The following is a 13,307-nucleotide window of genomic DNA, read 5'->3' on the forward strand; positions in this document are numbered from 1 at the left end:
ACGTCCGTCTGTGGTTGTCAGGTGCTTGCTACAAGCCAGCGGTGTTTTGTCTGGACCAGATCACGGAACTCATCAGCTGGCATCGGTCTGCCATAGTAATAGCCCTGGCCATACCGACATCCCGCCTCGCGCAGATATGCGGCCTGCTCTGGCGTCTCGATGCCTTCGGCAACCACGTCCAGTTCCAAACTCTTGCCCAGTCCGATAATCGCGTTTGCAATCGCCGCATCGTTCGGATCCGTTTCCAGATTCTGAATGAAACAGCGATCAATTTTCAAACCGTTAATGGAGAACCGGCTAAGGTATGAAAGTGATGAATACCCAGTGCCGAAGTCGTCAATAAACACGCGGGTGCCCAGATCCTGTATCTGCTTCAGGTCCTTTGCGACTGCCTCCGAGCCGTGCATCACGATGTGTTCGGTAATCTCGATTTCCAACCCATCAGCTTTCAGCCCGGTGTCGTTCAGTGCATCGGTGACCAGTTGCGGCACGTCGCCTTTTCGAAACTGGGTCGGAGACAAGTTCACTGCAACGCGCAGGTCGTCGTACCCCATTTCATGCCAGCGCTGGGCTTCTTGGCACGCAGCGGTGATCACCCATTCGCTGATCGGAATGATCAGCCCGGTTTCTTCGGCAAGAGGCAAAAAGACAAGCGGCGAAACCACGCCATGTCCTGGACGATTCCAGCGCAACAGCGCTTCCGCCCCCACAATGCTGTTATCGTTCAGCCGAACCTGAGGCTGGTAGTAGAGTTCGAACTGGTTGCCAAGGATGGCTTGGCGGAGCTCGCCCTCCAGCGCCATACTCTCGCGTGCATCATGGTCCATTGTGGTTGAGAACAGGCGATAAACGTTGCCGCCTTCGGCTTTGGCTTGATACATCGCCATGTCAGCGTGGCGCAAAAGTTCTTCGCTTCCAACGCCATCTTCCGGGTAGCGCGTAATGCCGATACTGGCCCCGGTTCGAAGCTCTTGCCCGTCGATGTAGAAGGGTTCTTCCAGCGTTTCAACAATGCGGCGCGCCAGTGCCAGAGTGTCATCCGAGCCGCGAATGTCAGTCTGCAGGATCGCAAACTCATCCCCGCCAAGGCGGGCGACGAGATCCGTTTGTTTCACGCAGCTTTGGAGGCGTTCACCCACCATCTCGAGCAACCGGTCGCCAGATCGGTGCCCCAGCGCATCGTTGATTGGCTTGAAGCGGTCCAGATCCAGAAAATGAAGCGCAAACGTCTTGCCGTTCTTCCGGCAGGCATTGATCTGCTCTTCAATTCTTAGGGTCAGCAACGTCCGATTTGGCAGGTCTGTAAGGCTGTCGTGGTGTGCAATATGCAGCAAATGCGCTTCTGCGCGCTTGCGATCTGTGATCTCCGTCGATGTGGTGACAACGTGCGTGGTGTTGCCATAGGGGTCCAAGAGCGGGCTTTTGGTCACCAGAAAGTAACGGATGTGGCCCTGAGGATCTGTAATCTCAACCTCATATGGGGGTAGGGCGCGCCCGGTAGAAAAAATCTTGGCGTCGAGTCGCTTGTTGCGCTCATGGGCTGTTTCTTGCAGTTCATTGTAAAAGTCCAAGCCGACCCACTCGTGGGAAGGCTTGTTCATGAACGCGCCCCAAGCGGCATTGGCAAAAGCGCAGCGGCCGGAGGTATCTACGGCGGTGACCATGGACGGCAAGCTGTCAATCACCTGGCCCAGCCGCTCGATTGAGCTACGCAGCTCTTCCTCATGCTGACGCTCGACGTTGATCAGCTCGCGCTCCAGCGTGGAAGCACGAGATTTCGCAGCGATCTGCTCTTTTCGCAGTGCCAACAGGTTGCGTGCGCGGCTCAGAAACTCGTTGTGGTCAACTGGACTCTGCAGAAAATCCGTGGCTCCCGCTTCAAGTGCCTTGATGCGAAAGGTGCGGTCAGAAAACGCCGTGATAACCATGATTGGGACATCCTGACAGTCCTCAATCGCTCTGATGTGAGTGGTCAGGTCTGCCCCGTCCATCTCCGGCATGCTGTAATCTGTGACAACCAGATCCGGGACCTGCTGCTCCATAAACCCAAGTGCTTCGGATGGCGATGCAAAGCAATGGGTTTTTACATCTCCCGCGACCGCTAATGCCAGCCGGTTCAAGATGTTACGGTTAATAGCACGGTCATCGATGATAACGATGATCGACATACACCTCACCAAATTTTTTTGTTGGGAAGACGCTACGGCAGCATTTTAATCTGCTTCTAACTGCGCCCTCCTTGGAAACTCAAGTACGGCTTTTGAAGCTAGATGAAAACTCTTAATGAATATAAAAGTGATATATAAAAGTTTATCTAGTGCTATCCAGAGTATGTCTCCGGCGTTCATCCATAATACTCAACGCTACCCACAAAGTATTGGGTCTATGAAATTACTTTATCGATTTGTATGGATTTGTACCCCGAGATTAAATGGATATAAAATATTGAAATAATTAAGTAAAATATTTATCTGGCAAGTAATTGCTATATGTTCATGCTGCACATTTAGAGGGCATTGCGGGGCTTTCACTTGAAACAAAAAATGCAGGCGAAAGTGCCCTTTACGTAATTGGGAGGTTGCTGTTGAGAGTTGCGGTGGTGCTGCCACGTCATATGAACTTTAGTTCAACGGGTGCCACCTCGATTGATTTGTGCGCCCATGATCTGGGGGTCTTCAGTCGCTTCAGGCAATCCATCTGCTTTTTCGGCTGCGAGGTAACCAGTCCTTTCTCGGGGGTTGAGTTCCGTGCTGTTGGGGCTGGTCACCAGGTTGATCGTTTTCATTTGAACACAGCGCTGCGCGAGTTTCGGCCGAACATCATCGTCGTTCATCAGCATTTGAGAACTGCAGCAAAGACTGCGCGGGACCTGCGAGATACCAAACTACTACTTTTCCGTCATGGCCGAACACGTGAAGACAGCTCACTGCGACGCTTCTTGAACCAGCGGGACTATAATGTTCTGGCTGGCACCGTTTGGGTGAGCCAAACTGCGCGCGCTCACTTTCTGAAACAGTATCCGCAATGCAAGGCTTCAAGCTGGGTCATCCATAATGGCATCGACTGTGATCTCTGGAGACCGGCCAGAAAACAGCACCGTGTGCTGTTTGTCGGGCGGGCACGACAAGACAAGGGCGTGTTCGATGCCCTACGCGCTTTTGAAAGGGCAAACCTCCAAGATTGGGAAATGGAGTTCGTACTGGCCGTAACCAACTACGAGGAGCGGCAAACCTTCAATCGTTTGAAGGAGCTTGCTGCTGAAATGGAAGCGGCTACACCAACCTTCCACGTAAACCTGAGTGCAGAGCAAGTCCGCGCCAAAACAGCTTCAGCAACCATTTCACTTGTGCCCTCGATTGTGCAGGAAGGTTTTGGCCGTACCGCCATTGAAGCGCTGGCCTGCGGAAACGCGTTGGTTGCCACGCGTTCTGGCGGATTGGTCGAGGCGGCTGGGGACGCGGCGCTGTTCGTCCCCCCTGAAGCACCGGAGGATTTGGCTCGGGCATTGAATGAGCTGGTGGCTGATCCGGAGCGCATGAGGAGGCTTGGTGAGGACGGCCGACGGCATGTCATGCAAAATTTTGATATTCGCGCTGTGGCGCAAAAGTTTGATGGCCTCTTAGAGCAAGTGGTGGCCGGGGAGACTGCTACAGAGCCAGCGCTTTGAGCGTTTCTTGAAAGTTTCGGTGTGACAAGGCAGATCGCACAAGAGATTGTTTGGCAAGGCCTATTTCCGCGCCCGCTTTCTTGCAGCGCGCAAGCATGTGGCGGGCAACACGCGGAGACAGCTGCGTTTCCGGTCGGCTTAGTGCCGCCATCACTTCCGAGGCCAGAAATAGACCCAGCTCCTTTGGAAGTTCACTGAATTCGGCAATCCCGGCGCGCTTTCGCAGGGCGTTCAGAAGCACCGCATCTGCGATCTGGCGGTACTTCCTGTTGGGATCTTGTGTCACTTGACCAGAATGGATGCGGTAAGCGGTCAACATCTCTGGTAACGACGCCAGTTCGCCAATCTCACGGAGGCGCAAGTAAAGGTCATAGTCTTCCGCGCCATCATAAAGGCTGCGATAACCGCCAACCCTCATCACAGCCTCGCGGCGGAACATGATTGAGGGATGATAGAGGCAGTTTTTCTCCCATAGCCGGTGCGCAATGGCCTCGGGTGTCGTGGGTGAAGTCATGCCGCCGAGCGGTGCGCCAGCTTCGTCGATGCGGCTCACATCACTCCCGCACAACACCCAGCTTGGATTGCCTTCCAAAGCGGCAAGTTGCTTGCCAAGCCGTGTGGGGTCGGCCAAGTCATCCGCATCAAGACGCGCTACAAAAGGGCTGCTGATTTGCTGCAAACCTTTGTTTAATGCAGCAGAAATTCCTTTGGCTGGCCCGTCAATCATCTGTAGGCGGCGCATCTTGCGTTGAAACGCGGTTACAACTTGCGCTGTCCGGTCGCTCGATCCGTCATTGACAACAAGAACCTCAAATCTCCGAAATGTCTGCGTTTTCAAGCTTTCTAGCGTTTGCGCCAGAGTGGCTTCGGCGTTTCGGGCCGGAATGAGGACGGTTACCGGATGAGCGGAGTTGGATGTTGTCATGGTGGGCTCCCGTTTCAGCCAGAAGCTCGGCTTCATAAGCTTTTGCTATGCGCAGGAAGCGGGAGAACGCATAGGTCATCGAGCTGACAATGCCCCACCATCCGTAGCGCCAATACCCGCGAAGGAAATAGGCTTTGAAAAACGCCATCGGCATCTCGGTAAAAAGGCGGAGTTTTTGGAGGCGTCTACCGCTGCTGCGCAGATCCTTGACCTGCGCATTGGAGTACCGGTTCATTTTCTCAACCTGAAACGCGATTGAGCGGATGCTTCGGTGCTCAACACAGTGCTTCAAAAGGCCCAGAGAAACACCCTCTGGTGGACGCACCGTGTCATGCACAGATGATGCTGAGAACCGGCCTGCATCCACACGGTAAAGGCGGATCTGTCGATGGCTGTAGGCATGCGCTGCGGGCCTCTGCTCGTGGGCCCAAACGTCCTTGATGTCGACGCGCCAAAAGTCAAAGCGCGCAATGTTTCCGCTCGCGAATAGCCCTTTGATCTCATCGCGAAGAGCAGGCGAAATGGCCTCGTCTGCATCAAGGTTCAAGATCCAGCTGTTGCGGCATTTGTCTTCGCCAAAGCGCTTCTGCAGGCCATAACCCGGCCACGGGTTGTAAATGACCTGTGCGCCATGTTGCTCTGCCACCGTCACGGTTTCATCATCTGACCCGCTGTCGATGACGATAACCTCATCCACCCAGTCAGCAACGCTCTGAATGCAAGTACCGATGCGATCAGCTTCATTGCAGGCGATGATGAACACGGAAACTGGCAGCTTGTTCGACATCCCCCCTCCACAGCACAGGTTCCCCTCTGTTCAGTGGTAGCGGGTTTCGGGAACCGGGCCTATTTCCGGATTGTTGCCCCCGAATTTCAAGTGTCAGCTGATGCTCAAGAAAAAGGGGCCCGTGTGGGGCCCCATCAACGTTCTGCTTTTTGTGCCTTCAGGCCAGTTCAGATGTCACCATTGTCGCGGTACTGTTGCCCATGTCCGCATTGTGACCTCGCATGAGTGCTTTGCCATCTTTCCGGAAGACATGACACAAGGTGCCGGGCACATTAAGCCTCACGCTTTGACCGTTCTTGATCTGGGTATCGCCTTTGCCTTGTACGGTGACAAGATTGCGATTGGCATCGCGCACGTAGAGGAAATGGCTCTCCCCAAGGGACTCGATTACCTCCACGTTGCCTGCCAGAACGCCCTCGCTGCCAACGGTGATGTGTTCTGGACGAATGCCAATTTGAACCTGATCTCCCACGCTCACGCCATCGGTATGGACGCTGGCCAGAACAGATGTCCCGCCGGGAAGAGCCACCTCAAGTCCCTGATCTTGAATGCTGACCACTCGAGAGTCGATGAAGTTCATTTTCGGCGAGCCGATAAAGCCGCCCACAAACGCGTTCTGCGGTCGGTGATAGAGCTCCAGCGGCGTCCCAACCTGTTCAACCCGGCCAGCATTCAGCACCACGATCCGGTCCGCGAGGGTCATCGCCTCGGTCTGGTCGTGGGTCACGTAGACCATGGTGGCGTTCATCTCGCGGTGCAGCTTGGCAATCTCGATACGCATCTGCACGCGGAGCGCGGCATCAAGATTGGACAGGGGTTCATCAAACAAGAACACCTTCGGGTTGCGCACAATCGCCCGGCCGATGGCAACACGCTGGCGCTGGCCGCCAGAAAGTTGTTTCGGCTTGCGTTCAAGCAGGGGCGTCAGTTCCAGAATTTCAGCAGTATCACGAACCTTCTTTTCAATTTCAGCGCGGGAAACTTTCGAAAGCTCAAGTCCAAAAGCCATGTTCTCAAACACGCTCATATGCGGGTAAAGCGCATAGGACTGGAACACCATGGCAATCTTGCGCTCTTTGGGAGAACGCTGATTGACCAGCTGCTCGTCGATGAAAAGTTCACCGTCGCTGATGTCTTCGAGACCGGCAATCAGCCGCAAGAGAGTGGATTTGCCGCAACCCGAAGGTCCAACGAACACAATGAACTCGCCTTGCTTGATATCCAGATCCACGCCGTGAATGACGCGTGTGGGACCGAAGTCCTTATAGACCCCTTTAAGGGTTACATCTGCCATCGTCGGTTCCTCCCCCAATCAGGCGTCGAGTTTCAGGAAGCCAGCTTGCCATGCTGGAAGGGTAATGACTTTGCCGTCCATGGCAAACTCAAAACCATGCCCCTCGAGCGCTTCCGTCACGCCTTGCCCGGTCAGACTTATTGTTTTTTCCTGGTCGCTCAGATTGAACACACAAAGCACGCTGTCCTCGCCAAGTGTCCGGGTAAAACCAAGCACATCTGACTCCAATTGCAGGAACTTCATGTCGCCTTTGATCAAGGCAGGGTGTTGGCGGCGCCATTTCAAGAAAGTACGTGCCCTGTTCAAAGCAGAGGCAGGGTCGTTCTCCTGAACGCTCACGGCGTTCGCCAAGTGGCGCGCATCAACTGGCAACCAGGGCTTGCCAGTGGAGAAGCCACCATTGGGAGCGGTTGTCTCCCACGCCATCGGCGTGCGGCACCCATCGCGGCCCTTGAAATTCGGCCAGAACTCAATGCCATAAGGGTCCTGCAGGTCTTCAAAGGCCACGTTCGCCTCCTCAAAGCCCAGCTCCTCGCCTTGATAGAGGCAAGGGCTGCCACGAAGGGAGGCCACCACAGCCAGCAAAACCGAGCTGGCTTCACGCTTTTCGAAACCAGCACCCAAACGGGAGACCACGCGGATCACGTCGTGGTTGGACATGGCCCAACTCGCCCATCCATCGTTGATGGTCGCTTCCAGGTTGCTCACCTTTTCGCGAATGTGTGCAGCGGTCTGGTCTCCTGCAAGAAGGTCAAAGCTGTAGGCCATGTGCAGGCGGTCATGCCCGGCTGTGTAGTCGGCGATGATCTGGTGAGGGTCTTCATCCGCGCCAATCTCACCCACCATTGTCGTGTCTTGATATTCGTCCATCACCGCACGCAGTTTCGTCAAGAACGCTATGTTCTCTGGGCGGGTCTTGTCATAGACGTGAACCTGATAGCCATAAGGGTTGGTTTTGGGCGTAGAAACAGATTCTTCTTCTGGCTTGCGCCCCGGATTGCTGCGCAGTTCCTTGTCGTGGAAGTAGAAGTTTGCAGTATCTAGGCGGAAGCCATCCACGCCAATGTCCAGCCAGAAGCGGGCGGCATTCAGCACGGCCTCCTGAACTTCTTCATTGTGGAAGTTCAGGTCTGGCTGAGAGCGCAGGAAATTGTGCAGGTAGTATTGGTTGCGGCGCGTATCCCACTGCCAGGAAGAACCGCCAAACACGGAGAGCCAGTTGTTGGGTGGATTGCCGTCATCTTTCGCATCGGCCCACACGTACCAGTCTGCTTTCGGGTTGGTGCGGTCCTGCCGGCTCTCCTTGAACCATGCATGCTGGTCAGATGTGTGCGAAATCACCAGGTCGATCAGCACACGCAGCCCCTGTGAGTGCGCCTTCTCAACCAGTTCCTTGAAGTCGTCCAATGTACCAAACATTGGATCGACGTCCTCGTAATCGGAAACGTCATAACCAAAGTCATCCATGGGCGACTTCATGAAAGGCGAGATCCAGATTGCATCTGCACCAAGCTCAGCGATGTACGGAAGCTTTGTGGTTATGCCCGGAAGGTCGCCAATGCCGTCACCATTGCTGTCGAGGTAGGAGCGTGGGTAGATCTGGTAGATCACGGCACCACGCCACCAGTCAGGATCAGCTGCGAGGACTGCGGGATTTTTGTTGCTAGAGGTTGAAGCAGTCATTTTTTTTACCCTTTGACAGCACCAGCGGTCAGGCCGGCGACGATTTTTCTTTGGAACACGAGAACAAGCACAACGATCGGCACAGTCACGATCACGGAGGCAGCCATGATGTTGCCCCAAGGCAGTTCAAACTCACTGGCCCCAGACATCAGCGCGATGGCCACTGGCACCGTGCGAACTTCATTGGAGAGCGTAAAGGTCAGCGCGAACAGGAACTCATTCCATGCCGCGATAAAAGCGAGAAGCCCTGTGGTTACCAATGCAGGCCACATCAGGGGCAGGAACACCCGCCGCACGATGACCCATGATGATGCGCCATCGACAAGAGCGGCTTCTTCCAGCTCCTTGGGCAGCTCACGCATGAACGTGGTCAGCACCCACACGGTGAACGGCAACGTCAGCACCGTGTTCGGAATGATCAGGCCGAGCAGGGAGTTATAAACGCCAAGCGCGCGGATCAATTCGAACATCCCGGAGAGAATGGCAACCTGCGGGAACATGGAGACCGACAGGATGGTCATCAGCAACAGGCCGCGCCCACGGAAAGAGATGCGGGCCAGCGCGTAGGAGGCGGTTACTGCGATAAACAGCGACAGGCACACCACGGCGGTGGCGACAAGCACAGAGTTCAAGATATTGGTGCCGAACGGTCCTTCCGTGAACACGGAAACGTAGTTCCCCAATGTACCAATCTCGGGAAGGATGGAAGAGCTGAACAGCGCCGTTCCTTCTCGGAAAGACGACAGTATCGCGTAGTAGAACGGAAAGACCGAGAGGATCACGACACAGGCGATCAGGGCATACAGAACAGTCTGCTGGATGATGCGTTTGGTGCGCTGGTTCATCACCGTGGATCCTCCGAGAGTTTCACGTTGCCAGCCATGAGCGTAAGCGTGGTCATGACGGCGACGATCAGGAACAAGAGGGTTGCGGCAGCCGACCCGTATCCAACTTCCTGGAAATCCACCAGCTGTTGCCGGGCATAAACCGACATGGACATGGTGTCTGAGGAATTGGAAGTCAGCACGTAGATCAGATCGAAGATGCGAAGCGCATCAAGGGCGCGGAACACGATGGCCACCATCAGGGCTGGCTTGATCAGCGGCAGTGTGACCTTGAAGAAAACACGCACCGGATGGACGCCATCCACCCGCGCCGCCTCGTAGATGTCGCCCGGCAGCATCTGCAGGCCAGCAAGGATCAACAGCGCCATGAAAGGTGTGGTCTTCCAGACGTCCACCATGATCACCGCCCACATTGCCGTATCCGGGTCAGCGGTCCAGGCGATGGGCTGAGAGATCAAGCCAATGGTCAGGAGAATTTCATTGAGCACGCCAAACTGGTCGTGCAGCATCCAGCCCCACATTTGCGCGGAAACAACCGTTGGGATTGCCCATGGGATCAGCACGGCAGCGCGCACAAATCCACGGCCTTTGAACTCGGCATTCAGCACCAGTGCGATGAACAGGCCGAATATGGTTTCAAGACTTACGGACACCACGGTGAACCAAAGCGTGTTCCAGACGGCGTTCCACCAATCTGGGTCAACGAGCACGCCATAGGCCTCGCCATCAAACGTCACATAGTAGTTCTCAAGGCCGATAAAGGTCGTTTGGGAAAGGTCGGTTAGGTTGGCGTCGGTAAAGCCGAGCCAGATCGTACGCAACAGCGGCCAGCCAGCAACCACAGCCAGTACGATCAGCATGGGAGATAGAAACAGCCAGGCCGAGCGGATGCGGGCGGACGTAAGATCGGATTTTTGCATCCTCTTATTGCCAGCGCCATTTGCGGACAGAGCAAGAGTCATCTGTCAAACCCTCAAGAGAGAATTGGGTGCTCTGATGCCGGTCACTTGCAGCACCGGAGGCGGATCCCGCCGCAACACGTTGGTTGCGGCGGGTGCTCAGTCACTGAGATGAGCCTACCAGCTTCTGCGCTTGATGCGCTTCAGGTCGCGCTCAAGGTCTTCGAGGGAGGTCGCAGCGTCCTTCTTGCCACTCAGTACTTCATGAACGGCGTTGTAGAAGGCGTTGGAAACCTTGTTGTAGTTGGCACCGGTGGCGCGGGATGGACGGGCCACTGCATTGGTGAAGGTATCCTGCAGCTGACCGATAAATGGTGTCGCCGCCAGAATTTCCTCATCCGTGTAAAGAGAAGAGATTGTTGGGTTGTAGGACCCTTCAATTGCGCGACGTTTTTGCTCTTCCTTGCGGGTCAGCCACATGACGAGGTCAGCCGCTGCATCCGGGCTTTCGGTATACTTGGAGACAGCCAGCTGCCAGCCACCCAATGCGCCGGTTTGCTTTCCTTCTTCACCGCCCTTAGGCAGAGCCATCACGCCGACCTTGCCCTTGATCGGGGAGTCGTCGCTTTGGGACAGTGCCCAAGCATAAGGCCAGTTGCGCATGAAGACAGCGTTGCCAGACTGGAACACGCCGCGGGAATCCTCTTCCTGATAGTTCAACACACCTTCAGGTGCGATGGTTCCAACCCAGCTCGCCGCCATTGTCAGTGCTTCTGCGGCCTGGGGGTTGTTGATGGTGATGTCCCCTTCGGCAGATACGATAGAGCCACCGTTGAAGCTGTCGACCCATTCGATTGCGTCACAGGTCAGGCCTTCATATGCCTTCGCCTGAAAAACGAAGCCCCACATTTTCTCGTTGCCAGCTTCGCGCTCGGCATCTTGGATTTTTTGTGCTGTCGAGGTCAGCTCCTGCCAGGTGGCTGGCTTGTCCTCGCCATACTTTTCAAGCAAGTCTTTTCGGTAGTAAAGCAGGCCCGCGTCGGTGTAGGACGGCATGGCCACCAGCTTGCCCTTGTAGGTGTTGTTTTCGATGATCGCCGGGAAGTGATCTGTTTCCGCGCCATTCGTGTATGGCGAAAGATCGAGCAGATGGCTGCCAAGAATACCCGGCCAGATCACGTCAACCTCGAACACGTCGATGTCGCTGGAGCCTGAGCCCAGGATCTGTTGATACAGAGCCAGCTGATCGTTGGTGGAAGTTGGAACGGAAATTACATTCACGGTGTGGCCGGTTTTTTCTTCCCACTCAGCAACAGCTTCCTTGCAGAGCTGCTGGCCTTTGCCAACCGTGCCGCACGCGATGTTGAGTTCGGCAGCAGAAACAGAGCCTGCGGCCGCAAAAGTAAGAACAGCGCCTGCGAGAAGTGTTTGACGTAATGTCATTGGGACGTCCTCCATTTCGTCCTTGGCGCAGAGCAATCGGAAAATCCCCCATCCGAACTCTGCTGTACCCATCTCCCCGAAATTTGAGGAGAGCGAAAAGCGCTGATTTAATCTGGTCATATCCAAAGCGCTTTGGGTGCTTAGCGTGGCTCAGAGATTTCACAGTGTCAACCGTCAAAAAATGAAAAAATATCACTGATTGGCATGTTGCATGGCAGAAATGCAGAGTTTTCGCGCTCTACCTGTCTTTGGTAGGCTCTACTACCTATGGCGTGATCAGGTAGGGGTGAGGCGTATTGGCTCGCCTTGTGCATCAGGTTCAAGGTTGCATATCCAAAGCGCTTTGGTAAACTCGTTTGCCTTGATATGCCCATTCGGCTATTCAGCAAATAACCTTTGCCGGGTCATGAGGTGGTTCGCTGAACCCAACTATTTGAAAGAAATGAAAAAGTGCAGCTTGGGATCTCGGATACACCGCAGCATTTCTGGAGGGAAAGATGAATCTTAAAGCGCTCTCCGAGCATTTGGGCCTTTCCCAAACAACGGTAAGCAGAGCCTTGAATGGTTATTCGGACGTAGCCCAGGAAACCCGTGAGCGCGTTGCAAGAGCAGCGCAGGAGCTGGGTTATCGTCCCAATGCCAATGCAAAGCGTCTGGCGACCGGTCGTTCTTCCATCATCGGTGTCTCGTTTCCAACCGGGCGCAATATGCTGGTTGACCCACACTTTATCGACTTTCTCGCGGGGCTGTCTCATCAGGCGTCTGAGCTGGACCATGACATTCTCATTTCCGCAATCAAGAACGACCCCGGTGAAGCCTACAAACGTATGGCAAACAAAGGCACTGTCGACGCCATGGTGCTGCTGGGCCTCTATCTCAACAACGAGATTCTGGAGTTGATGCATAGCCTGAAGCTGCCCTTCATTGTGCACGGCCGCATCCCCTCAGACGCCAGTTATGCCTACATGGATATCGACAATCATGGCGCGTTGTATCAGGCTACCAAGCTCATGCTGCAGCTGGGGCACAAGCGCATTGCAAATCTTGATGGGCCTGTAAACCAGTCGTTCTCCAGAGACCGGGCAAAAGGGTGGAGTGATGCACTGGGTGAGGCGGGCATAAAGCCTTGCGTGGAATACTTGTGCCACGGCAACATGACAGACGAGAACGGTTATCTGTTTGCAAAACAGGTTCTTGCCTTGGAGGAGCCGCCCACCGCGCTCATTTGTTCTAGTGTCATCATGGCCGCTGGCGCCTATCGCGCTTGCGCAGAGTTGGGCTTGAAGGTTGGTGAGGACGTGTCGATCATGGCTCATGACGATGATCTACCGATGTATTTCCCGGAGAAAATGGATCCGCCGCTCACTGTAACACGCTCGCCCATTCGTGCCGCGGGGGTTGAGATTGCCAAAATGGCCGTAGACCTGATCAACGGAGCCCCCATCGAGAGCTGTCAGAAGGTTTGGCCAGTGGATCTTATTTTCCGAAGCTCAACAGCCCCGCCCAAGAGCGCCTGAGACCGGTTTGATCTTGGACGCAAAGATATTTCACAGGCAGGCGATTAGGAAAACAATCTCCCGGCACTCCTAGCTTTGCGTCTTGGTTAAGAACAGGCTTTTCTCCCAAAGCGCCGTTAGAGTCTCTCTGCATTGAATGGGAGGGACGTTCGGCACCGCACACCTGAGCAGTTTTAAACCTACGTATTATTGCGCCTGCGAGGAAGGGGTGAAACCATCCCGCCATACCGCAGCGGTCCATGGGAGT

Annotated in this window: 10 protein-coding genes; 2 read left to right on the top strand and 8 right to left on the bottom strand. The window is 54.9% G+C overall.

The genetic code is table 11. The features are described 5' to 3' along the window. Positions 1-17: 17 nt before the first annotated feature. Entirely contained in the window at positions 18-2,168 is a 2,151-nt protein-coding gene (locus PUV47_RS19345) for a GGDEF/EAL domain-containing response regulator (RefSeq protein WP_274220247.1), read from the bottom strand. A 416-nt stretch (positions 2,169-2,584) separates the two neighbouring features. On the opposite strand from PUV47_RS19345, the gene PUV47_RS19350 reads away from it, so the two are divergent. Continuing rightward, positions 2,585-3,667, top strand: a complete 1,083-nt coding sequence (locus tag PUV47_RS19350) for a glycosyltransferase family 4 protein (RefSeq protein WP_274220248.1) — start codon at positions 2,585-2,587, stop codon at positions 3,665-3,667. Here PUV47_RS19350 and PUV47_RS19355 read toward each other — a convergent pair. The 7 genes from PUV47_RS19355 to PUV47_RS19385 all read right to left on the bottom strand — a co-directional run bounded on the left by PUV47_RS19355 (position 3,648) and on the right by PUV47_RS19385 (position 11,543). Continuing rightward, positions 3,648-4,592, bottom strand: a complete 945-nt coding sequence (locus PUV47_RS19355; protein WP_274220249.1) for a glycosyltransferase family 2 protein — start codon at positions 4,590-4,592, stop codon at positions 3,648-3,650. The genes PUV47_RS19350 and PUV47_RS19355 overlap by 20 nt on opposite strands. Next, the gene (locus PUV47_RS19360; RefSeq protein ID WP_274220250.1) at positions 4,477-5,379 is read right to left on the bottom strand and encodes a glycosyltransferase family 2 protein; all 903 of its coding nucleotides are present in this window, start codon (positions 5,377-5,379) and stop codon (positions 4,477-4,479) included. Before PUV47_RS19360 ends, PUV47_RS19355 begins: the two co-directional genes overlap by 116 nt. 157 nt (positions 5,380-5,536) lie before the next feature. Then, positions 5,537-6,673, bottom strand: a complete 1,137-nt coding sequence (locus tag PUV47_RS19365) for an ABC transporter ATP-binding protein (RefSeq protein WP_274220251.1) — start codon at positions 6,671-6,673, stop codon at positions 5,537-5,539. Positions 6,674-6,691: 18 nt separating this feature from the next. Further along, positions 6,692-8,356 (bottom strand): alpha-glucosidase family protein, encoded by a 1,665-nt coding sequence (locus tag PUV47_RS19370; RefSeq protein WP_274220252.1) that lies wholly within the window; start codon positions 8,354-8,356, stop codon positions 6,692-6,694. Positions 8,357-8,361: 5 nt separating this feature from the next. Then, positions 8,362-9,201, bottom strand: coding sequence for a carbohydrate ABC transporter permease (locus tag PUV47_RS19375; protein WP_274220253.1), 840 nt, complete (start codon positions 9,199-9,201; stop codon positions 8,362-8,364). Then, entirely contained in the window at positions 9,201-10,163 is a 963-nt protein-coding gene (locus PUV47_RS19380) for a carbohydrate ABC transporter permease (protein WP_274220254.1), read from the bottom strand. Before PUV47_RS19380 ends, PUV47_RS19375 begins: the two co-directional genes overlap by 1 nt. A 114-nt stretch (positions 10,164-10,277) precedes the next feature. Further along, positions 10,278-11,543 carry an ABC transporter substrate-binding protein gene (locus PUV47_RS19385; RefSeq protein ID WP_274220255.1) on the bottom strand — a complete coding sequence of 422 codons (1,266 nt, stop codon included), beginning with the start codon at positions 11,541-11,543 and terminating at the stop codon, positions 10,278-10,280. A gap of 497 nt (positions 11,544-12,040) precedes the next feature. Between PUV47_RS19385 and PUV47_RS19390 the strand changes: the two genes are divergently transcribed. After that, a complete protein-coding gene (locus tag PUV47_RS19390) occupies positions 12,041-13,060 on the top strand; it encodes a LacI family DNA-binding transcriptional regulator (RefSeq protein ID WP_274220256.1) in 1,020 nt (339 codons plus the stop codon). The last annotated feature ends 247 nt before the right edge of the window (positions 13,061-13,307 follow it).

Source organism: Pseudovibrio exalbescens (genome assembly GCF_028737195.1).
In the GTDB taxonomy this organism is placed as follows: Bacteria; Pseudomonadota; Alphaproteobacteria; order Rhizobiales; family Stappiaceae; genus Pseudovibrio; species Pseudovibrio zosterae.

What these genes read in the sequence shown, in the direction of transcription:
- PUV47_RS19375 (WP_274220253.1), bottom strand. Translation starts at nt 9,201, where the DNA reads ATGAACCAGCGCACCAAACGCATCATCCAGCAGACTGTTCTGTATGCC.
- PUV47_RS19385 (WP_274220255.1), bottom strand. Translation starts at nt 11,543, where the DNA reads ATGACATTACGTCAAACACTTCTCGCAGGCGCTGTTCTTACTTTTGCG.
- PUV47_RS19365 (WP_274220251.1), bottom strand. Translation starts at nt 6,673, where the DNA reads ATGGCAGATGTAACCCTTAAAGGGGTCTATAAGGACTTCGGTCCCACA.
- PUV47_RS19360 (WP_274220250.1), bottom strand. Translation starts at nt 5,379, where the DNA reads ATGTCGAACAAGCTGCCAGTTTCCGTGTTCATCATCGCCTGCAATGAA.
- PUV47_RS19355 (WP_274220249.1), bottom strand. Translation starts at nt 4,592, where the DNA reads ATGACAACATCCAACTCCGCTCATCCGGTAACCGTCCTCATTCCGGCC.
- PUV47_RS19390 (WP_274220256.1), top strand. Translation starts at nt 12,041, where the DNA reads ATGAATCTTAAAGCGCTCTCCGAGCATTTGGGCCTTTCCCAAACAACG.
- PUV47_RS19380 (WP_274220254.1), bottom strand. Translation starts at nt 10,163, where the DNA reads ATGACTCTTGCTCTGTCCGCAAATGGCGCTGGCAATAAGAGGATGCAA.
- PUV47_RS19370 (WP_274220252.1), bottom strand. Translation starts at nt 8,356, where the DNA reads ATGACTGCTTCAACCTCTAGCAACAAAAATCCCGCAGTCCTCGCAGCT.
- PUV47_RS19345 (WP_274220247.1), bottom strand. Translation starts at nt 2,168, where the DNA reads ATGTCGATCATCGTTATCATCGATGACCGTGCTATTAACCGTAACATC.